The 20,932-nt window shown below is 63.1% G+C and carries 21 protein-coding genes; 8 read left to right on the forward strand and 13 right to left on the reverse strand.

What is annotated here, in order from left to right:
- Window positions 1–25: 25 nt before the first annotated feature.
- From FJW08_RS00730 to ehuB, 5 genes are read right to left on the reverse strand one after another with little or no spacing between them, the layout of a single operon-like run.
- Window positions 26–736: a GntR family transcriptional regulator gene (locus FJW08_RS00730; RefSeq protein WP_140808110.1), complete on the reverse strand. Its 711-nt coding sequence runs from the start codon at window positions 734–736 to the stop codon at window positions 26–28.
- Entirely contained in the window at window positions 733–1,512 is a 780-nt protein-coding gene (gene ehuA, locus FJW08_RS00735) for an ectoine/hydroxyectoine ABC transporter ATP-binding protein EhuA (protein WP_140808112.1), read from the reverse strand. Before ehuA ends, FJW08_RS00730 begins: the two co-directional genes overlap by 4 nt.
- Window positions 1,509–2,168, reverse strand: a complete 660-nt coding sequence (ehuD, locus tag FJW08_RS00740) for an ectoine/hydroxyectoine ABC transporter permease subunit EhuD (RefSeq protein ID WP_140808114.1) — start codon at window positions 2,166–2,168, stop codon at window positions 1,509–1,511. Before ehuD ends, ehuA begins: the two co-directional genes overlap by 4 nt.
- Complete coding sequence (gene ehuC, locus FJW08_RS00745; RefSeq protein ID WP_140808117.1) at window positions 2,165–2,893, reverse strand: ectoine/hydroxyectoine ABC transporter permease subunit EhuC; 729 nt, start codon at window positions 2,891–2,893, stop codon at window positions 2,165–2,167. The genes ehuD and ehuC overlap by 4 nt, the downstream gene beginning before the upstream one ends.
- 58 nt (window positions 2,894–2,951) lie before the next feature.
- Window positions 2,952–3,815, reverse strand: coding sequence for an ectoine/hydroxyectoine ABC transporter substrate-binding protein EhuB (ehuB, locus tag FJW08_RS00750; protein WP_246682134.1), 864 nt, complete (start codon window positions 3,813–3,815; stop codon window positions 2,952–2,954).
- Window positions 3,816–4,042: 227 nt separating this feature from the next.
- Between ehuB and FJW08_RS00755 the strand changes: the two genes are divergently transcribed.
- From FJW08_RS00755 to FJW08_RS00780, 6 genes are read left to right on the forward strand one after another with little or no spacing between them, the layout of a single operon-like run.
- Complete coding sequence (locus FJW08_RS00755) at window positions 4,043–5,224, forward strand: M24 family metallopeptidase (protein ID WP_140808121.1); 1,182 nt, start codon at window positions 4,043–4,045, stop codon at window positions 5,222–5,224.
- Window positions 5,225–5,259: 35 nt separating this feature from the next.
- Window positions 5,260–6,408 (forward strand): Xaa-Pro peptidase family protein, encoded by a 1,149-nt coding sequence (locus FJW08_RS00760; RefSeq protein WP_140808123.1) that lies wholly within the window; start codon window positions 5,260–5,262, stop codon window positions 6,406–6,408.
- A 9-nt stretch (window positions 6,409–6,417) separates the two neighbouring features.
- On the forward strand, window positions 6,418–7,674 hold the full coding sequence (locus tag FJW08_RS00765) for a sarcosine oxidase subunit beta family protein (protein WP_140808125.1): 1,257 nt from the start codon (window positions 6,418–6,420) through the stop codon (window positions 7,672–7,674).
- Between the two features lie 14 nt (window positions 7,675–7,688).
- On the forward strand, window positions 7,689–7,955 hold the full coding sequence (locus FJW08_RS00770) for a sarcosine oxidase subunit delta (RefSeq protein WP_140765173.1): 267 nt from the start codon (window positions 7,689–7,691) through the stop codon (window positions 7,953–7,955).
- On the forward strand, window positions 7,952–10,900 hold the full coding sequence (locus FJW08_RS00775) for a sarcosine oxidase subunit alpha family protein (protein WP_140808127.1): 2,949 nt from the start codon (window positions 7,952–7,954) through the stop codon (window positions 10,898–10,900). Before FJW08_RS00770 ends, FJW08_RS00775 begins: the two co-directional genes overlap by 4 nt.
- Window positions 10,893–11,402, forward strand: coding sequence for a sarcosine oxidase subunit gamma family protein (locus FJW08_RS00780; RefSeq protein WP_181182801.1), 510 nt, complete (start codon window positions 10,893–10,895; stop codon window positions 11,400–11,402). Before FJW08_RS00775 ends, FJW08_RS00780 begins: the two co-directional genes overlap by 8 nt.
- Here the strand turns inward: FJW08_RS00780 and FJW08_RS33220 are convergent.
- From FJW08_RS33220 to FJW08_RS00795, 4 genes are all read right to left on the reverse strand, one after another.
- Window positions 11,399–11,533: a hypothetical protein gene (locus tag FJW08_RS33220; RefSeq protein WP_281408422.1), complete on the reverse strand. Its 135-nt coding sequence runs from the start codon at window positions 11,531–11,533 to the stop codon at window positions 11,399–11,401. The genes FJW08_RS00780 and FJW08_RS33220 overlap by 4 nt on opposite strands.
- Before the next feature lie 96 nt (window positions 11,534–11,629).
- Window positions 11,630–12,391 carry an alpha/beta hydrolase gene (locus tag FJW08_RS00785; protein WP_348642640.1) on the reverse strand — a complete coding sequence of 254 codons (762 nt, stop codon included), beginning with the start codon at window positions 12,389–12,391 and terminating at the stop codon, window positions 11,630–11,632.
- 63 nt (window positions 12,392–12,454) lie between these two features.
- Window positions 12,455–13,942, reverse strand: coding sequence for an NAD-dependent succinate-semialdehyde dehydrogenase (locus FJW08_RS00790; RefSeq protein WP_140808131.1), 1,488 nt, complete (start codon window positions 13,940–13,942; stop codon window positions 12,455–12,457).
- Window positions 13,943–13,959: 17 nt separating this feature from the next.
- Window positions 13,960–15,186, reverse strand: coding sequence for an iron-containing alcohol dehydrogenase (locus FJW08_RS00795; protein ID WP_140808133.1), 1,227 nt, complete (start codon window positions 15,184–15,186; stop codon window positions 13,960–13,962).
- A gap of 157 nt (window positions 15,187–15,343) precedes the next feature.
- On the opposite strand from FJW08_RS00795, the gene FJW08_RS00800 reads away from it, so the two are divergent.
- Together FJW08_RS00800 and FJW08_RS00805 are read left to right on the forward strand one after the other, a co-directional pair.
- Window positions 15,344–16,045: a GntR family transcriptional regulator gene (locus tag FJW08_RS00800; protein ID WP_140808135.1), complete on the forward strand. Its 702-nt coding sequence runs from the start codon at window positions 15,344–15,346 to the stop codon at window positions 16,043–16,045.
- A gap of 146 nt (window positions 16,046–16,191) precedes the next feature.
- Window positions 16,192–16,785: a DJ-1/PfpI family protein gene (locus FJW08_RS00805; RefSeq protein ID WP_140808137.1), complete on the forward strand. Its 594-nt coding sequence runs from the start codon at window positions 16,192–16,194 to the stop codon at window positions 16,783–16,785.
- Window positions 16,786–17,007: 222 nt separating this feature from the next.
- On the opposite strand, the gene FJW08_RS00810 is transcribed toward FJW08_RS00805, so the two are convergent.
- From FJW08_RS00810 to FJW08_RS00825, 4 genes are all read right to left on the reverse strand, one after another.
- The gene (locus tag FJW08_RS00810) at window positions 17,008–18,024 is read right to left on the reverse strand and encodes a zinc-binding alcohol dehydrogenase family protein (RefSeq protein ID WP_140808139.1); all 1,017 of its coding nucleotides are present in this window, start codon (window positions 18,022–18,024) and stop codon (window positions 17,008–17,010) included.
- A gap of 68 nt (window positions 18,025–18,092) precedes the next feature.
- A complete protein-coding gene (locus FJW08_RS00815; protein ID WP_140808388.1) occupies window positions 18,093–19,010 on the reverse strand; it encodes a sugar ABC transporter substrate-binding protein in 918 nt (305 codons plus the stop codon).
- 93 nt (window positions 19,011–19,103) lie between these two features.
- Complete coding sequence (locus tag FJW08_RS00820; protein ID WP_140808141.1) at window positions 19,104–19,889, reverse strand: ATP-binding cassette domain-containing protein; 786 nt, start codon at window positions 19,887–19,889, stop codon at window positions 19,104–19,106.
- Window positions 19,886–20,842 carry an ABC transporter permease gene (locus tag FJW08_RS00825; RefSeq protein WP_140808390.1) on the reverse strand — a complete coding sequence of 319 codons (957 nt, stop codon included), beginning with the start codon at window positions 20,840–20,842 and terminating at the stop codon, window positions 19,886–19,888. Before FJW08_RS00825 ends, FJW08_RS00820 begins: the two co-directional genes overlap by 4 nt.
- Between the last annotated feature and the right edge of the window lie 90 nt (window positions 20,843–20,932).

The raw sequence follows: 20,932 nt of genomic DNA on the forward strand, positions 1-20,932 counted from the left end.
CATTCCAGCAAGAGTGGGCGCTGTCTCAACTTCGGCCAGCATGCCGGATCATGCGTCGAAAGCTCATCGAGATATGGGCGCGCCTTATATGCCCGATCGACTCCCAGTCGCCGATCTCCGCCGCAGCCAGAACTTCCTCCATTTCACGCCGGAAGGCCGTGAACTCCTCCACCAAACCCAGTTGCGGCATCATCTTCAGGACGACACGCGCCACCTGGAAATATAATCTCTCACTGATCTCGCGCAGCGGCTGGTTCCCGGTCATGGCGGTCAGTTCCGAGAAGAAGTCCATGTTCAGCTGCAGGAAAGCGCGCTGATCTGGATTGAGCATATCGGAATCACAGCGCGCAATGAGCGCCCGGATCCGATCGAGGTCGGCCGCTGTTGGGGGGATCGGCGAAAGCTTGCCGACCAGAAGCGCCAATTCCAGGCGCAGGTGATAGACCTGCTGCAGTTCCTCGATATCGACATCGGTGACTATGGTGCCGACGCCGTGGACGGATTGAACCAGACCTTCGGATTCAAGGCGCGCCAGCACGCGGCGGACCGGCGTGCGGCTGATCTCGAATTCCTGGGCGAGTTCTTCCTCGGAGAGGCGGCTTCCCGGCGGGTAGTCGAGCAGGCAGATGCGGTCACGCAGGATCCGGTAGATGCGCTCGAACCGTTCCCGCGCCGAAAGCGGTCGTGGCGCCTCTGCGATCGCCGTGGTGGCCGAGGCATCCGTCTCCAGCGTCATCCAGCCTCCAGGACAGCGTGCAGGAACTGCCGCGTCCGCTCGTTCTTAGGGGCACCGAACAGTTCGCCTGGCGGTCCCTGCTCGCATATCTTGCCCTGGTAGAAGAAGCAGACGCGATCGGAAAATTCCTTGGCGAAGCCCATCTGGTGGGTGACCATGAGCATCGTCAAATCATGCTCGCGGCCGATCTGCCTTATCACCTGCAGCACTTCGCCGACAAGTTCCGGGTCGAGCGCGGAGGTCACCTCGTCGAACAGCATTATCTTGGGCCGCATCGCCAACGCCCTGGCGATGGCGACGCGCTGTTGCTGGCCACCGGAAAGCTGGGAAGGATAGTGATCCTTTTTCTGAGACAACCCGACCATGTCGAGAAGCTCGGCCGCCCGCGCCTCGGCATCCGCCCTTTTCATGCCAAGGACGGTTATCGGCGCCTCGATGCAATTGGCCATCGCGGTCATGTGCGGGAACAGATTGAAGGACTGGAACACCATGCCGATCTTCGCCCTGATGCGGCGAATGTGGGCAAGGTCGGCGGGAACCAGCGCGCCGTTTTTCTTCATATGCGTCAGCGGCTCGCCTTCGACCCAAATGACGCCGTCATTGATCGTCTCCAGCGTCATCAGCATGCGCAGCACGGTGGTCTTGCCGGAACCGGACGGACCGATGACGGAGACCTTCTCGCCGCGCGCGATTTCGAGGTTCAGGCCGTCGAGGACGGTCAACGCGCCGTAGCGTTTGGAAACATTGTCGAAGCGGACCATCGGTTGTTCCGTCATCGCGCGTTCCTCCGGTTGAGCAGGCGTTCAAGGGCACGAATCAGCGCGGCCGAAACCAGGCTCATCGCGAGGAAGAACAAGCCGACCAGCGTGATCGGTTCGGTGTAACGAAATGTCTCGGAGCCGATGATCTTGGCCGTCTGCATGAGTTCCAGCACGGCGATAGCCGAAAGCAGCGGCGTCTCCTTGAACAGCGCGACGAGATAGTTGCCGAGCGCCGGCACGATCGGCGGAATGGCCTGCGGGATGATGATGTCGCGAAAGGTCGTCCAAGACGAGAGATTGAGAGCGATCGAGGCTTCCCATTGGCCGCGATGGATGTTGTCGAAGCCGGCGCGATAGACCTCGGAGCAGTAGGCGGCGTAGTGGATGCCTATGGCGAGAACGCCAGCGGTGAAGGCGTCGAGCACGATGCCGAATTTCGGAAAGACGAAATAGAGAAAGAATATCTGGATGAGCAGCGGCGTCGAGCGGATCAGTTCGACCAGCACCGAAATCGTCCAGCCCGTCCGTGGCACGGCGATGCGGACGACCGCCAAGACCAGACCGAGCGAAGCGGCGATGGCGGAACCGAGCAGTGTCGCCTCGATGGAGATGACGGCGGCGTGCGCCAGCACCGGTAGGATCTCGAGTGTAAAACCCCAATCCCAGATCATGTCGCCTTCCCCCTGGCGAGGCCGATCGAGGCCCGCTTTTCGAGAAGCCGCATGCCGATGGAGACGGTGAGCGACATGGCGAGATACATCAGCAGCACCAGTGTGAAGATCGGAATGGTCTTGAATGTATTCTGGTTCATCTGCTGCGCCTTGAAGGCGAGGTCCGACAGGGTGATCAGCGACACCAGCGCGGTCGACTTCAGCAGTTCGATGAACAAATTGCCCCAGGGTGGGATCATGGCGATGAAGGCCTGCGGCAGGATGATCCGGCGCAGCATCTGCCCACGGCTCATGTTGAGCGCCGTTCCCGCTTCCCACTGACCGCGCGCGACCGACTGGATGGCGCCGCGCACGCATTCGGATCCGTAAGCCCCGACATTCAGGCCGAGCGCCAGCACGGCAACGAGAAACGCGTCGAGCGTGACCCCGAATTGCGGCAGCACGAAAAACAGCCAGAACAGCTGCACCAGCGCCGAGGTTCCGCGAAAGATCTCGACATAGGCCGTCGCCAGCCATCTAAGCGGCGCGGGGCCGTACATGCGCGCCAACGCGGCGAGCACGCCCATGACAACCGCCAGCAGGCTGCCAAGAACGGCGATCTCGATTGTCAGGACAGCGCCCTGCAGCAGTCCCGGCAGGAACAGGCTGTATGTTGCCTGTGTCGCCAGCACGCCGATGACGGCGAGCGAGACGACGAGCATGGCAACAAGTGTGCGGATTCCCATCTGCTTCTCCGAAGAAAAAAGAGGGCGGCGCGTTCACGCCGCCCAGCAGTTGGGAACTTTATTCGCCCTTGCAGAGCTGTGCAGTCGTCTTGTTCGGCAGATAGTCCTTGCCGAAGCCGAGCGGCTCGACCAGGGCGATGTGCTCGGGTGACCCGAGGAATTTCTTCAGTTCGGCGTTGAACGCTTTCTGCAGATCGGTGTCTTCCTTGCGGAAGCCGAAGCCGCCATGGCCTTTCACCGACTTGCCGGCGACTTCGCCGAAGGGCTTTGTCGATTCGACGCCATCGGCCTTCTTGGCCATGTCGGCGATGGACAGCGCGGTAAGCGCGGCCGCATCGGCGCGACCGGCCTGGACGGCGGCGACGAGACTGGATTGATCTGGCAAGGCGACGATTTGCCCCGCGGCGACACCGGCATCCTTGGCGTAGCCGCCCTCGACGGCACCCGCCATCACAGCGAGCTTGAGGTCTGGATTGTCCTTGATGCTCGAATAATCCTTTATGCCTTTTGGATTGCCCTTCGCCACCAGCATGGCCTGGCCAATGCCATAAGATGGTTCGGAGAAATTGATCTCGGCGCAGCGCTTCGGATTGATGAACATGCCGGCCGCGATGATGTCGAAGCGTCCGGCTTTGAGACCGGGGATGAGCGAGCCGAATTCGGTCAGCACGCCGTCGACCTGCGGGATGCCCATCTTGGCAAGCACCGCTTTGGCGACTTCTGGCGCTTCGCCGGTCAGCTTGCCGTCAGGCGTCGCAAAACCGAACGGCGCCTCGTTGGCGAAGCCGACACGGATATAACCGTCCTTCTTGGCGCGTTCGAGGGTCGTTTCGGCCTGGGCCGGCAGCGCCGTGAACGCGGTCGCGACAAGTGCAAGGCAAGCAGCCGCCTTCATGGCCGTTCGACGAGATATCTGTGACATGAGCATGCATCCCCTTTTCTTTTTGACGATTGTCTTGCCCGGACGACGTTTCTCCTCCGTCGCAGCGAGTATGCAAGACGTATACAACTCATCTGGACATATCGCAAGACGCGCTGTACGAATCCTGGAAATAGATGATTATGATCGCACGTTCAGCCGAGATGGGCTGATAGTTGTGCACAATTACCCATGCTTGTCGGGTTGACGTGGCGGTCAGGGGAACGAGTTTGAGCGGCTCAGGCAGCTTTACGAAGACGGAGTATGCGCAGCGCCTGACCGGCGTGAAGCAGCGCATGGAGAAGGCCGGCTTCGATCTCATCGTCTGCCAGGATCCGGCGAACATGTGCTGGCTGACAGGCTATGACGGTTGGTCCTTCTACGTGCCGCAATGCGTGCTCGTCCATCTGGAAGAGGACAAGCCGATCTGGTTCGGCCGGGCGCAGGACGCCAGAAGCGCCCGCATGACCACCGGCTTGCCCGAACAAAACATCGTCCCGTTCTCGGAGCGGCTGGTACAGCAGCCCGTCGAGCATCCCTATGACGAGCTCGCCGGTCTGATCCGGGCACGCGGTTGGGAACGGGCGCGCATCGGCGTCGAGATGGACGCGCACTACTACACGGCGCGCTGCCATGCCCATCTCGTAGCCGGCCTGCCAGCGGCGCGTTTCAGCAACAACCACGACCTCGTCAACTGGGCCCGGCTGGTGAAATCAGATGCCGAGCTGGCGCTGATCCGCGAAGCCGGCGCGATCTGCAGCAATGCCATGAACCGCGCTGTCGAAAAGATGCGGCCGGGCGTGCCGCAGAACCACGTGATTGCCGAGATCTATCATGCCCAGATCATGGGCGTGCCGGACGCCGGCGGCGACTACGCCGCAATCTGCCCGCTGATGCCGGTGGGCGAAGGCACCAGCACACCACACCTGACCTGGTCGGACGCGCCACTTCCCGACACTGGGTTGGCGATCATCGAAATCGCCGGCGTGCGACGGCGCTACCATGCGGCACTGACCCGGACGGTCCATTTCGGCAAGCCGCCGACCGCCCTCTCCGATATGGCCAAGGTGATCGTCGAAGGCGTCGATGCCGGCCTCGAACTGGCACGGCCCGGCAACACCGCCGAACAGGTCGAAGCCGCCTGGCAGGCGGTGCTGCGCAGAAATGGGCTGAAGAAGGAAAGTCGAGTCGGTTATCCCGTCGGCCTCGCCTATCCGCCGGATTGGGGCGAACGCACTGCGAGCCTGAGGCCCGGCGACAGGACCGAGTTGCGGCCCGGCATGTGCTTCCACTTCATGGCCGGCGTCTGGCTCGAAGATTTCGGCGTCGCCATCTCCGAATCTTTCGTCGTTGCCGAAGGCGGCGGCGAGCGACTTTGCGACGTGACCCGCGACCTCATCACCATCGACTGAACCCGACACCAAAGCCGGCAATCCAAGGATACAAAATGGACCGAAATCCTTTTTCCGAAGCAGAAATCGCCGGCCGCCTGTCGAAAGTTCGCACGGCGCTGGCCGGGCGCGGGCTCGACGCCGCCGTCTTTGCCTCGCCGGAAAATGTCTTCTATCTCACCGGGCTCGACCATTGGGGGTATTTCGCGCCGCACCTCCTGATCGTCCCACTCGACCATCAGCCGGTTCTGGTCACCCGGTCGATGGAAAAAGTGACGATCGAAAACCAGGTGAAGGCGGCGGAATTCCGCGGCCATTCCGACAGCGAGACGGCGGCCGATCTCGCCGCGCGAGTAATTTCCGAGCTTGGCCTGACCGGCAAGCGGATCGGCCTCGAACATTGGACCTCGGGGCTGAGCCATGGCCTCGCCTTGAAACTCGAGGCGCAGGCCAATGCCAACTGGAGCGACGTTTCCGGGCTAGTCGACAGGATGCGGCTTGTGAAGAGTGCCGAGGAACAGGTGCTGATGCGTCGCGCCGCCAAGGTCACGGACGCCGCGGCAGGTGCCGCGATCGCGGCGATTTCCGACGGTGCCGCCGAGCAGGAGGTCGCCGCCCAATGTGTGGCGGCGATGATCCGCGCCGGCGGCCATGTGCCCGGCTTCGGCCCGTTCATCCGTCCCGCCGCCAGGCTTGGCGAAGAGCATACGACCTGGGGCGACGGACTCTATCGCGCCGGCGAGCCCGTATTCGTCGAACTCTCCGGCTGCATCTCGCGCTATCACGCGCCACTCGGCCGGCTGGTCCGTATCGGCAGCATCAAGGACGAAGACGCGGCGATGGCCGAGGTCACAGCCAAGGCATTCGACGCCGTCGTCAAGGCGCTCGAGCCCGGTGTGAGGGCGCGCGACGTCTATGCTGCCTGGCAGGGCGTCGCCGATGAGGCCGGTCTTTCGCACTATCGCCGCCATCATTGCGGTTATCTGGTCGGCATCGGCCAGCCACCATCCTGGACCGGCGGCAATTCCGTGACCGGGCTGAGGCACGATTCCGATCTCGAGATCGAAACGGGAATGAGTTTCCATATCCTGTCCTGGTTGATGGGCACCGGCCGCGGCGACCATTTCATCTCAAATACCGTGCTGCTGGCCGATGCGGGCGCCGAAGTGCTGACGCGCACCCCGGCTGGCTCAATCGTTCGCTAGACCATCAGCATGGCACGCTATTCGGCGCTCTCGATTTTTCGCAACGGCCTGTCCGGCCACAAGAACTGGCAGCGCGCGTGGCGCGCTGCAGAGCCGAAGCCGGCTTATGACGTGATCATTGTCGGCGGTGGCGGACATGGGCTGGCCACGGCTTTCTATCTCGCCGAGAACCACGGCATCCGCAATGTCGCCGTGCTGGAGAAGGGCCATGTCGGCGGCGGGAATGTCGGCCGCAACACCACGGTGATCCGCTCCAATTATCTGCTCGACGGCAACACCCAGTTCTACGAATTCTCGGTCAAGCTGTGGGAAGGCTTGTCGCAGGCGCTGAATTTCAACGTCATGTTTTCGCAACGCGGCCAGATCGTCACCGCCCATTCGGCGGATCAACTCGACGCTTTCAGCCATCGTGCCAACGTCATGCGGCTGAACGGCATCGATGCCGACATACTCGACCGCGACGCGGTGCGACGGCTGGTTCCCTATCTGGATTTCTCCGAAACGGCGCGATTTCCGATATATGGCGCGATCCTGCAGGGCCGTGCCGGCACCGCCCGCCACGATGCCGTTGCCTGGGGCTATGCGCGTGCCGCCGACGGCCATGGCGTCGACATCATCCAGAACTGCGAGGTGACCGGTTTCGTCCGTGACGGCGAAAGGATCGTCGGCGTCGAAACGAGCAAGGGCCGGATCGGCGCCGGCAAAATCGGCCTCGCCGTGGCCGGCCATACCTCCGTGCTCGGACAGAAGGCAGGCCTGGAACTGCCGATCGAAAGCCACGTGCTGCAAGCATTCGTCACCGAGCCCCTGAAGCCGCTGGTCGACCATGTCGTCGCCTATGGCGCCGATCATTTCTATGTCAGTCAGTCCGACAAGGGTGGGCTTGTCTTCGGCGGCAATCTCGACGGTTACAATTCCTACGCCCAGCGCGGCAATCTCGGCGTCGTGCGCGAAGTGGCCGAGGCCGCGATCGCGCTGATGCCCTGCATCTCGCGCGTCCGGCTGCTGCGCCATTGGGGCGGCGTCATGGACATGACGCCCGACGCCAGCCCGATCATCTGCCCGACGCCGATCGACGGACTCTATCTCAATGGTGGCTGGTGTTATGGCGGCTTCAAGGCGACGCCGGCCTCCGGCTGGTGCTTTGCGCACATGCTGGCGACCGGCAAACCGCATCCACTGATCGCCGCCTATGGGCTCGATCGTTTTCGCACCGGCCGCACGCTCGACGAGGCCGGCGCCGGTCCCTCGGCCTGGCTGCAATAGAGGGGGGCGAAACAATGCTTCGCATCGAATGTCCGTGCTGTGGCCCGCGTGACCATGACGAGTTCCGCTATGGCGGCGACGCTTCCGCGGCGCGTCCGGCCCATGACGATCCCGATCCGGAAGCCTGGTATCGCCATGTCTATGTACGGAAGAACCCGGCGGGGCTGCATCGCGAATTCTGGCAGCACGTCACCGGCTGCCGACAATGGCTGGTCGTCGAGCGCGACACCAGAAATCACGCCATCGCATCGGTCGGCTTCGCCAGGAAAATGCCCGCATGAACGAGAACCGGAAACGTTTGCCGGCCGGCGGGCGCATCGATCGCACGCAGCCGATCGACTTCAGCTTCGACGGCCGCACGCTGAACGGCTACCGAGGCGACACATTGGCATCGGCGCTGCTGGCCAACGGCGTCACACTCACAGGACGCAGTTTCAAATATCACCGGCCGCGCGGTATCTTCTCGGCCGGACCCGAAGAACCGAATGCGCTGGTCACGCTGGGTGCTGGTGGACGACGCGAACCGAACCTGCCGGCCACCACGCTCAAACTGGCGGAAGGCATGGCTGCTGAAAGCCAGAACCGCTGGCCCTCGCTCGGCTTCGACCTGCAGAGCATCAACGGGCTGTTCGCGCCGTTCCTCTCCGCCGGCTTCTATTACAAGACCTTCATGGGGCCGACGCGGCGCGCCTGGATGTTCTATGAGCATTTCATCCGCCGGGCGGCAGGACTGGGCCGAGCCGGCATCGAGCCGGACCCGGACCGTTACGAGGTGCGTCACCTATTTGCCGATGTGGCGATCGTCGGCGGCGGCCCTGCCGGCCTCTCGGCGGCGCGCGCCGCGGCAATGGCCGGCGCAAACATTGCGTTGGTCGAGCAGGACTTCTTGCTCGGCGGTCAGCTTCTGTCGGAGCGTTCCGAAGACGAGGCGGCAGCCTGGCTGAAGGCGATCGAGACCGAACTGGCAGGACTGCCCAACGTCACCGTGCTGCGCAAGACGATGGCGTTCGGCACCTATGACGGCAACACCCTGGGGTTGATCGAACGAAACGATGATCCGGTCGCGGAAGGCGCTGCGCGGCAGGTGTTCACCATGCTTCGCGCGCGCTCCATCGTCTTTGCGGCCGGTGCCATCGAGCGCCCGCTGGTGTTCGCCAACAATGACCGGCCCGGTGTCATGCTGGCATCGGCCGCCCGGACCTACCTCAACCGCTTCGCCGTTCTGCCGGGGAGACGGATCCTGGTCGCTACCACCAATGACGGCGCCTATCGCGCCGCCTTCGATCTTGCCGCCGCCGGTGCGGACGTGACGGTCGCGGACCAGCGCGGCGACCCGCCCGCTGCTCTGGCCGCTGAAGCCAAGCGTTTGAACATAGCGATCCGATCCGGAACACCAATCGTCGATCTGCGTGGCGGCCATGCAGTGAAGGCAGCAAAGCTCGCCGGGCCAGGCGGCAATTCGGAAGTAGCCTGCGACATCGTCTGCGTGTCAGGCGGCTGGTCTCCGACTGTGCACCTCACCGCGCATCTCGGCGTCAAACCCGCTTATCGCGACGACATGGACTGCTTCATCCCCGGCAGCTTTCCGGCAGGGCATTTTGGCGCCGGCTCGATAATGGGCCGCTTCTCGACCTTCGATGCCATCGATGGCGGCCACCGCGCCGGCATCGAAGCGGCAGCCTTCTGCGGAAAATCGGCGGCGCCAGCGGCCCCGGTGAGGCTCGATCTCAGGGAAACCGTTGCCAACGCGTTCCGCGCGATCCCCTTTTCGGGACGTGGAAAGGCCTTCGTCGATTTCCAGATGGATGTGACCGCCAAGGACATCGAACTGGCGTATCGCGAGGGCTATGAATCGGTCGAGCACCTGAAGCGCTACACCACGCTCGGCATGGGCACAGACCAGGGCAAGACCAGCAATTTTGCCGCGCTTTCGGCCATGGCGGTGTTGCGCCAGGCGACCATCCCGCAAACCGGGACCACGACCTTCCGTCCGCCCTATGCGCCTGTTGCTATCGGCGCTCTCGCCGGTCGCGCCGTCGGCCACCATTTCAAGCCGTTTCGCCGTACGCCGATGCATGACTGGCACCTAGCCAACGATGCCGAGATGCTCGAAGTCGGGCTGTGGATGCGTCCGTATTTCTACCGCAGCGCCGGTCGCGACGTGAACGAAGCCTATGTCGCCGAGATGCGCATCGTGCGCGAAGCCGCAGGGCTGATGGACATCTCCACCCTCGGCAAGATCGACGTGCAAGGGCCGGACGCGGCCATTTTCCTCGACCGGGTCTACGCCAACGGCTTCGCCAAGCTGCCGGTCGGCCGCGCCCGCTACGGGGTCATGCTGCGCGACGACGGCATCGTCTTCGATGACGGCACGACTACGCGGTTGGAAGAAAATCGCTTCTTCATGACCACCTCGACCGCCAAGGCGGCCGATGTCCTGTCGCGGCTGGAATTCCTGCTCGATACCGCCTGGCCGGACCTGCGGGTCGCAGTCACCTCCGTCAGCGATGAATGGGCGGCGATGTCGGTCGCCGGACCGAGGAGCCACGATATCCTCGCCGCTGCCTTTCCGAAGCTCGACATTTCGAACGACGCGCTGCCACATATGTGTTTCATCGAAGCGGAGTTCGAGGGACCGGCGTTGCGCATCATCCGCCTCAGCTATTCCGGCGAACGCGCCTACGAAATCTATGTCGGCGCCAGCAACGGCGAACAGATCTGGAGCCGCCTGCTGGAAGCCGGCGCGCCGTTCGGCCTCAAACCCTATGGGGTCGAGGCGCTTGGCGCGCTGCGCGTTGAGAAGGGCCACGTCGCCGGTCCAGAGATCGATGGCCGCACCACGCTCGACGACCTCGGCCTCGGCCGTATGGTCGGCAAACGTGCGGGATTCGTCGGCGACGTCCTGCGTCGCCGCACGGCGTTTGGGGCGCCTGACCGCCAGCGCCTTGTCGGGCTGGAATGCATCGAGGACGGCAAGCGCCTGCGCGGCGGCGCGATATTGTTCATGCCCGACGACACCATTGCGGGGCATGGGCGCGGCCGGATAACTTCGGTGACCTTCAGTCCGGAACTTGGCCGCTATGTCGGCCTGGCGCTGCTTGCGGGCGACGCAGCGGTAGAGGGACGCGAAGTCCTCGCCGCCTATCCGATGAAGGCCGAAACCGTTCGCGCGCGCATCGTCTCGCCCGTCTTTCTCGATCCGAAGGGGGAACGGCTGCATGGTTGAGGTTTTGGCATTGAAAGATTTCAACCTGTCGATGGCTGATTGCCCGATCGTTCAGATCGAGAGTTGGGACGAGATGCTGACCCGGTTCGAAATGACCGTTTCACAGATGCTGGGTACCGCCCTACCCATCTCGGTCGGCGAAACGGCCCGCAATGCCGACACCCTCACCGTCCGGATCTCTCCCCGCCGTCTCTGGCTGCTGAAAGAGGCAGGTGCAAAACCATCCCCCCTGACAGTCGATCCCGGATTGGGCTGTTCGGTTGCTCTCGACGAGGGACGCGTACGCTTCAGGTTGAGCGGGGCGCGCGTCCTGGAAGCTCTCTCCAAATGCATAGCCGTCGACTGGCGCTCGCCAGCCTCAGCGTCAGGCCGCGCGTTCCAAACGGCCTTTCATCACGTGCCGGTGCTGGTATTGCGCACCACCGAGACCGGCTGCGACATGATTGTGCCGCGAAGCTTTGCGCGGAGCCTTGCCGACTGGATAGTGGACAACGCCGGTTAGCTGTCCTGACCTATGGTCTGCTCGACGGGATGGAAGATCGCCGTATCGATATTGCCGGCCTTGCGGGTAAGGTCTTCGTCGCTGTCATATTGCGTGCCGGGCAGCATCTCTTCGGGCACAAAACGTGCCACAAGGGGCGCGAGTGCCCGACATAACCCACCTGTTCAAGCGCAAACCGCGTGAACTTTCAGGCGGGCAGCGGCAGCGTGACCCGACGCGGGTCGAATTTATCCGGCCACGATGACGTGGCGAAGCCAGTCGCCCGCGGCTGTCCCGCGCAGCCCCAAATCACGTACGCTGTCCATGTGGTTGCGCGCCTGGAGCACGCCTTTCGACACACTTAGGCCCTGCCCCGTCAGGCGGTCGGCAAACAGCCTGGCCTGCTGGTGAAAAGGGTCCGTCTCCCGCTCGCCGACCAACACCGTGACTTTTGTCCGGGACGAATGGGATTTGCTCATCGGCGAAAATGCCTCAACTTCCGTGTCGGTCAGGCCTATCAAAGGCTCCAGGAAAGAATGCTGAAGGGGCTGCAAATCGTAGAGCCCGCCGAGCAGGAGTGCCGTCGACGGGGGATGTGCCGAACCCCCGTTGAACAAGAAGGTCGCCAGGTGCGCCCCGGCGGAATGGCCACTGACGCTTAGCCGACCGGCATCGCCGCCATGTTTGGCGATATTATCCAGCACCCACTGCCTCGCGCGCCGGACCTGGTCGACGATTGTCGCCATCCTGACGGCAGGCATCAGCGCATAGTCGATCACGACCGCGATTGCTCCTGCACTCGTCACCGTTTCGGCAATGTAGGAATAATCGCTTCTGGTGAACATGCGCCAGTAGCCGCCATGGATGAAGATGTGCACCGGGAGGCCCTTACGCGGCCCCTCCGGAAAGAACAGGTCGAGGCGTTCGGCCCCGTCCGGACCATAGGCGATGTCCGCCAGCATGGGCAGCGCTGCCCGCGTTGCGGCGCTGCGGGCGACGATATCGGCCACGATGTCATCGAAATCGGCAACGTGGTCGCGCGTGCGAAAAGGATCCTTCGACATGATGTCCGCTCAGAAAGTTACAGCGATGTATTTGGCCTCCATGAACTCGGCGATGCCGTGATGCTGACCCCCTTCCCGCCCGAGGCCACTCTGCTTGACTCCGCCGAAAGGCGCGGCGGGATCCGACATCAGGCCGCGGTTGAGGCCGATCATGCCGGCCTCGATTTCCGAGGCCACCCGCATGCCGCGCGCCACGTCGCGGGTGTAGAGATAGGCGGCGAGGCCGTATTCAGTGTCGTTGGCGTGGAGGATGGCTTGCGCCTCGCTCTCGAAGCGGGTGATGGGCGCCACCGGGCCAAAAATCTCCTCATGTGCCATATCGGCCTCCGGCGAGACTTCGGACAGGACCGTCGGAGGATAGAAAAAGCCATCTCCTTCGAGCGCCGAGCCGCCGCACAGCACCTTGGCACCGCGGCTGACCGCGTCCTTGACCAGCCGGTCGATCTTGTCGACCGCCTTTTTGGTGATCATGGGTCCACATTCCGTTTCTGCCTTGGTCCCCGCGCCGATCTTGAGCGCAGCCATGCGCCGCGCAAGGCCGTCGGCGAACGCATCGTGGATGCCGGACTGGACGTAGATGCGGTTGGCAGCAGTACAGGCTTCGCCGGCATTGCGCATTTTGGCGATCATGGCGCCGTCGAGGGCCGCATCGAGATCGGCATCGTCGAAAACGATGAAGGGCGCGTTGCCGCCAAGCTCCATGGAACAGGAAATCACATGTTTGGCGGCCTCGGCGAGCAAGGCCCGGCCGACCCCGGTCGAGCCGGTGAAGGAGAGCTTCCTGACGCGGGGATCGGCCAGCATGGCCGACGTCAGAGGGCCGGGTGTCGACGTCGTCAGCACGTTCACGACGCCGTCCGGTACGCCGGCTTCGCTATAGAGCGCGGCGAGTGCATAGGCGGTCAGCGGCGTCTCGCTGGCCGGTTTCAGAATGACCGTGCAGCCTGCCGCGAGGGCCGGTGCGATCTTGCGTGTCGCCATCGCGGCAGGGAAATTCCACGGCGTGATGAGGACGCAGATGCCGATCGGCTGATAGTCGACCACGATCCGGTTGGTTCCGGACGGAGCGGTGCCGAACTCGCCGGTGATGCGAACAGCTTCCTCGGCGTTCCAGCGGAAGAATTCGGCTGCGTAAGCTATCTCGCCGCGCGCGTCGCGCAGGGCCTTGCCGTTCTCCAGCGAGATCAGCATGGCAAGCGTCTCCGACCGCTCGACCATCAGCTCGAAACAGCGCCTCAGAATCTCCGAGCGCTTGCGTGGAGCGGTCTCGCGCCACCCCTTGGCGGCCTTGGCCGCTGCCTCGACAGCGGCGGCGGCGTCCTCCAGGGTCGCATCGGGAACTGCCGCGATCACCGCGCCGGAGGATGGATCGGTGACCTTGACGAGCCCGCCGTCGGAAGACGGCAGCCATTGTCCGCCAATGTAGAGCCGGTGCGGAAAGCCCCGCACCTCGTAGAGATCCTGATCGAGTTGGGAGGCATTGTAGGGAAGGTTCATCGTCTTGTTCCTGACGTTCACATGGCGCAGGCGTTGAGATCGCCGTCATAGGCCGCCTGGACAAGGCGGCGCATGGCGGCGAGGTCGAATGGGCGCGGGTTGTTCTTGATCAGGCGATCGATGCCGAGCGCCTGCTCGGCGGTCCAGTCGAGCTTGTCGGGCGGAAGCCCCAGACCGGCCAGCGTCGGAGTGATACCGATCGCCGCAAACAAACGCCTGATCTCCTCGATGGTCGCGCCCGCCAGTTCGTCCGCGCTTCGACCGTGCGGCTCAAGGCCAAGAGCAATCCCTATCTCGGCGATCTCCGCCGCGGCCACACGGCTGTTGTAGCTCATGACATAAGGCATCATTGTCGCCACCCCCAGCCCATGCGGCGTATGTGTGAGCGCGCCGGCCGGGTATTGCACCGCGTGCGCCGCCGCCGTGCCGGCGGTGCCGAAGGCGCAACCCGCCGCCAGCGCTCCCATCATCACGTCGGCGCGCGCCTCTGCGTCGCCGCCGTCAGTGCACGCCTTCTCCAGGCTGCGGCCGAGCAGTTTGACGGCCAGCAGCGCGAAATGGTCGGTCAGCGGCGTCTTGCCGATGAAGACGTGGCGCTGCGGCAGGCTGAAGTCCCCGTCCCGGCACATGGCCGTGAAGGCCTCGATCGCATGCGTGAGCGCGTCGGCGCCAGCGATCGCGGTCAGGCCCGGCGGACAGGTCATTGTCAGTTCGGGGTCGCATATGGCAACGGCGGCAATGAGATGAGGGCTCGATATCCCGACTTTGAGCGTCCGATCCGGATCCGATATCACCGCGACGGGTGTCACCTCGGATCCTGTGCCCGCAGTGGTCGGCACGGCGATGAGCGGCAGCATCGGCCCCGGAACCTTGAACTCGCCGTAGTAGTCCTGGAGCTCGCCGCCATGGCTGATCAGCAAGGCGGCGCATTTGGCGAAATCGAGACAGCTGCCGCCGCCGATCCCGATCACCATATCGGGCCCAAAGCCCCGCGCTTCCTCGACGCAGACCGCCACGGAGTCGCGCGGCACGTCCGGGAGGACACCGTCGTGAACCAGCACTTCGATCGACGCTGCCTGCAAGGATGCCATGACTTCGGCGAACACGGCCGTGCCGGCGAAACGCTCGTCGGTGCAGACCAGGGCGCGTCGGCCGTAGCGACCGGCCACGACCGGCAGTGCCTGGCGTTGGCCCTTTCCGAACAGAATTTCGCGCGGGAGCCGGAGGGCTGTGAGAAGGCTCATGACAGGCTGCATCCTCGAGGGGTGTCGGAGAAACTCACATTGCAAAATCCGCACCGAAGATCCTGAACTGAGGGGTGCCGATAAAATCGTATAGGATATCGTATTGCATCGGTCAAACCCTCGTGTTAGCAGTCTCCCCCTGTCGAGAGGCGAAAGAATGCAACCCGTCATTTTGAGCAATAATGGTGAAGCACCCACGGGAGCGGGTCGCATCCAGCGCGCGAGCAGCCTGGCCGAGGACGTCTACGAAGCCATCTTCGCGCAGTTGATGTCGCTGAAGATCGCACCCGGTTCACGCATCACCGTCGACAATCTGGTCAAGGAGTTCGACGTTTCCCATACGCCGATCCGCGAGGCGCTCGGGCGTCTCGAAGGCGAAGGCCTGGTTCTGAAGACGCATCTGATCGGATACCGCGCCGCACCGCAGATCACCCGGCGCCGTTTCGACGAATTGTACGAGATGCGTCTCCTGCTCGAACCGCACGGCGCGGCGAAGGCCGCTGCCGCGATGGACGAGGCCAAGCTCGGCACACTGCTGGAGGCAGCAGGCGTGATGTCGCGCCGCGAGGGCAAGGACGAGCGCCTGCGCTATTCAAATTTCGCCAGGCAGGACGCGATCTTCCACGACAAGATCATGGAATATGCCGAAAACGAGCTCATTCGCGAGACGCTGGGTTATCAACACACCCACTTCCACATATTCCGCCTGATGTACCACTCCCGCGTGACCGAGGAGGCGCTGGACGAACATGAGGCGATCCTGGCCGCGTTCGGCGCGGCCGATCCCGATGCCGCCGCCAAAGCAATGCGCGCCCACATCGAGCACTCGCGCGATCGCCTGCTGCCGGCCTTCGATTGAGGCGAAACCGATGTCCGCGCCGCTGAACACCAACGACAACGCCGAGGAACACTACTTCCCCGACTCTCCATCCTGAGGACCGACAAAGCCAATGCGGGGCGCAGCATGACTCGCCCCGCCCCTTTCACACGACAGAGGAACCGACTATGTCAGGCAAAAAAATATTGATGCTCACCGGCGAGTTCACCGAGGAATACGAGATCTTCGTCTACCAGCAGGCGATGGAAGCCGTCGGTCACACCGTCCATGTAGTATGCCCGGACAAGAAGGCCGGAGACCTCATCAAGACCTCCCTGCACGACTTCGAGGGCGACCAGACATACACCGAAAAGCTCGGCCATTTTCAGGTGATCAACAAGACGTTTGCCGAGGCGGAAAAGCAGCTCGATCAATACCACGCCGTATACTGCGCTGGCGGCCGCGGCCCGGAATACATCCGCACCGACAAACGGGTGCAAGCCATGGTGCGCCACTTCCACGACACCCGGAAGCCGATTTTCACCATCTGCCATGGGGTCCAGATTCTGATTGCCGTGGACGGCGTCGTGCGCGGCAAGAAGGTAGGCGCGCTCGCCGCTTGCGAACCGGAAGTGACGTTGGCAGGCGGAACCTATGTCGACCTCTCGCCGACGGAGGCCTATGTCGATGGCACCATGGTTTCCGCAAAGGGCTGGACCGCTCTAGCCGCCTTCATTCGCGAATGCCTCAAGGTGCTCGGGACTGAAATCCGGCATAGCTGATAGCTACAGCATGTCGTGGCGAACAGGATTCGCCCGACCTGCTGTAAGCTTCTGATTTTATGCATGTCGTTATCCCGGAACCGAGGACACTTCCGGGCGACGTGCATTAGCGACCGGCCTATTGCGAGATGCGCCGGTCCGCTTTCACCCTGAGGTGATCAAATCTACTGCCGTCTCGATGCCAGGGCAAAAACGCGCTGCGGCAGCCGCAGACCGCCGAGTCTACTGGTTTGCGATGACAGCTTTTATAAGCCCCGATTTCTCATTTGCCCATTGGGCGATGTAGCGGGGGCTGTCCTCCAGCGTCGTGCGATGCGTCACCAGCTTGGCCAGCGGAATAGCACCGATGCGGATCGCCGCCATGACGCGGTCGAAATCCGTGGTCAGGGCGTTGCGGCTGCCGATCAGTGTCATTTCGCGTTTGTGGAATTCCGGGTCGGAAAAGGTAATGTCATCCTTGATGACGCTTACCATTACCATGGTGCCGCCATGCGCCACGTAGGTGAACGCGGCCTCAATGGAAACCTTGCTGCCGGTTGCATCAAAGACCAGGTCGAAGCAATCGCCGTCCGTGCGGCCCCTCACCAGATCGCCGGGCGACGCCGCAGCACCGTCGATGACGGGGAAACCCAATTGATCCTCCGCAAAGTCCAGCCGCTCGCGGCTCGTGTCCATGATCGTGACCGTCTGTCCGGCAAGCCGTGCAAACAAGGCTGTGCCGAGGCCAATGGGGCCAGCGCCTATGACCAGCGTGCGCGTTCCGACCGAAAGCATCGACCGTCTTACCGCATGCGCGCCGATGGCGAGGAATTCGACAGCCGCCGCATCGGCAAGCGAAAGGCCGACTACCGGATAGAGGTTCGCCGCCGGCACCAGCAGTTGATCGCACATGCCGCCATCGCGATGCACGCCCAGCACCTCTATTGAGACGCAGCAATTCTGCTTGCCCTGCCGGCAGGCTATACATTTGCCGCAGTGCAGATATGGATTGATGACGACCTTCTCGCCAAGCTCGATATTGGCTCCCTCACCGACCATCAATACCGTCCCCGAGAGTTCGTGGCCCATGATCCGGGGGTATGCGAGGTAGGGATGCTTGCCCTCGAAGATGTGGTAGTCGGTGCCGCATATGCCGATATGGCTTATGCCCACCAGCACCCAGCCGGCGGAGGGCATGCCCGGGTCAGGACGGCTTTCGAGGACCAGTTCACCCGGTCTACGGCACACCACCGCTTTCATTCGACATCCATGTTCTGAGAAAAGAGGACCCGACGGCGGGTAGCCACCGCCGGGCCAGGGTCTGGGAGCTATTCGAAGTCCTTGACGTTCTGCAGAGTGACGAGCCCGGCGCCGGTATCGACATTGGCTTCGACGGCTTCACCGCGAATGGCCTTGACGACGGTGTCGATGCCAAGTTCACCCATCTTTGCCGGGAATTGCGCAACGCTGGCGTCTTCCGCGCCAGACTTTATCGCTTCGATTTCACCGCAGCAGGCATCGAAGCCAACCAGGATGAGCTTGTGTTTGGCGATGCCGGCATTGCTGATCGACTTGACGGCACCGGGGATGGGCGGACCGCAGGCAGAATAGATCGCCTTGAGATCGGGATTGGCTGTCAGGATGTCTTCCGCAACCGAGGTGCCGAGTTCAAGCGTGCAGTTGGTGGCGCCCTTGCCGACCACGTCGACCTTGACGTCGCCGAGCCCTTCCATCATGCCGGTGACGCGATCATCCAGCGCCGGAACGCCCGGTACGCCTTGCAGGATACCGATCTTGTCGCCGCTCTTGAGAACGGTTTTCAGATATTCTCCGGCGATCTTGCCACCATTGAGATTGTTCGTCGAAACCAGCGCCGTCTGGCCTTTCCAGTTCGGAATGCTGTTATCCACGAGCACCACCTTGATGCCGGCGGCGACGGCCTTGTCGAGCGCCGGGGCAACTGTTGGATCGACCGGCGTGATTGCCAAGCCCTTGACGCCTTGCGTGATCATGGACTCGATCAGCGCGATCTGGCCCTCGATGTCCGTGGCCGCCTGGCCCTGGCCGGTGACCAGCTCGATTTCAGGATGGGCGGCGGCGTATTTTTTGGCCGCATCCTCCATCGTCGAATAGAATGGCACCGGGAATTTCGTGATCAGGCCGACCTTGATCTTGTCGGCGGCCGAAGCAGGCATTGCGAATGCGATGGCGATCGCAAGTCCTCCCAATAGTCTTCTGTGCATCAGCATTCCGTTCCTCCCTTGGAATTGAGACGCCTTCCGGCGGAAGACGCTTCAGGCATTTGCGGACCGAGGCGGTCCGCAAAATCTCGAATGCGTTCAGGCCCCCACGATCATGGAAACCAACTCCTGCTTGTTGTCCTTGGTTGGCACCAGTTCGCCGACCTTGCGGCCCTGGCGCAGGACCACCGCACGGTCGGCGAGCTCGATGACGTGCTCCATATTGTGGGTGATCAGAATGACGGCGTTGCCCTGGTCGCGAAGCGTCGCCACCAGATTGAGAACCTGACGCGATTCACGCAGTCCAAGGGCTGCCGTCGGCTCGTCGAGGATGACGACCTTGCGGGCGAAGACCGTGGACCTCGCCACGGCGATGGCCTGTCTTTGTCCACCCGACATCATGGCGACGACCGCGTCCAACCGGGGCAGCGTGACCTTCAGCCTTTCCAGCAGGATCCGGGTTTCGGCGTCCATCCTGCGCTGCTGCAGGAAACGCAGGCCGCGCGGCAGCCATTGCGGAACGGCGAGTTCGCGGCCTGCGAAGAAGTTCTGCCCCGGCGTCAGATTGTCGAACAGCGCCAGGTCCTGATAGACGGTCTCGATGCCGGCAAAGCGCGCGTCGGCCGGCGAGCGTATCTGCGCGGGCAACCCGTCCAGCACGATCGCGCCGGCGTCGAGCTGATGGACGCCACTGATGCATTTGGTCAGCGTCGATTTCCCGGCGCCATTGTCACCGAGTAGCCCCAGAATTTCGCCTCGCCGCACCTCGATGCTGACATCGTCGAGCGCCATGACAGAGCCGAAGCGCTTGGTTGCACCGCTTACGGCGAGCACAGGATGGTCTGAAGTGCCGGGACTGCGGGCTTCGGCCGCGGGCGCGGTCATGGCTGCCTCCCGGCCTGCATGACACGCACGCGCCCTTCCAGGTAGTTGCGCAGCACATCGGCCTCGACCGCGATGACGATGACCACGCCTATGACGATGAGCTGGAAGAAGATATTGACGTTGAGCAGGTTGAGCGCGTTGCGGATGACGCCGATCATGATGGCACCGATCAGGGCATGGCCAAGGTGGCCGCGACCGCCGAGAAAACTGGCGCCGCCGATGATCACCGCGGCGATCGTGTCAAGCTCGAGCAAATTGCCGAACAGCGGCGAACCGGCGTCGGTGCGGCCGGCAAGGATGACAGCGCCGATACCGGCGCAGAGACCCGAAATCACATAGGCCGAGACCAGAACCCAAGACACCGGAATGCCCATGCGCAACGCGGCATCCGGTCTGCCGCCGACGGCATAGATCCAGCGCCCCCACACCATCGTCTTGGCCATGACAAACAAGACCGCGGCGACACCGACCACGACGAAGACCGAACCCGGCAAGCCCCAGATCGCCTCGCGGCCGAGCATGTCGATCGCATCCGGCATTCCAGGGATCGCACGCCCGTCGGCCAGTTCGAGGGCCAGGCCCTTGGCGATGCTCAGCGTTGCAAGCGTGATGATGAAGGGGTGTGGCAGCCGGCCGAAGACGTAGACCAGTCCATTTATCGCGCCCACCGCCGCGCCGCTTCCAACCATTACCGCGATCACGACGACCGCGGTAGCACCGGCATGAAAACTCAACGCTCCAAGAACGGAGGCCAGCGCAAGGTTCGATCCAACCGAGAGGTCGATGCCACGCGTCAGGATGACCAGATGCTGGCCCATCGCGACGACCGAAATGACAGCGGTCTGGGCAAGGATATTGCTGAGGTTGCGGCCGGTCAGAAAATAGGGCGACAGGAAGCCGAGGATGACAATCAGCAGCAGCAGGATCACAGCCGGGCCGGCGCTGAGCAACATCAAGCCAAGCGCCAGACCCGGCGCCGCCTCCGCTTTCCTCGACGCTTGAGCCGTGCCTTCGTCAGCAGTGGCGCTGCTGTTTCCCACCTC

This window comes from Mesorhizobium sp. B3-2-1, assembly GCF_006439515.1.
GTDB lineage: Bacteria > Pseudomonadota > Alphaproteobacteria > Rhizobiales > Rhizobiaceae > Mesorhizobium.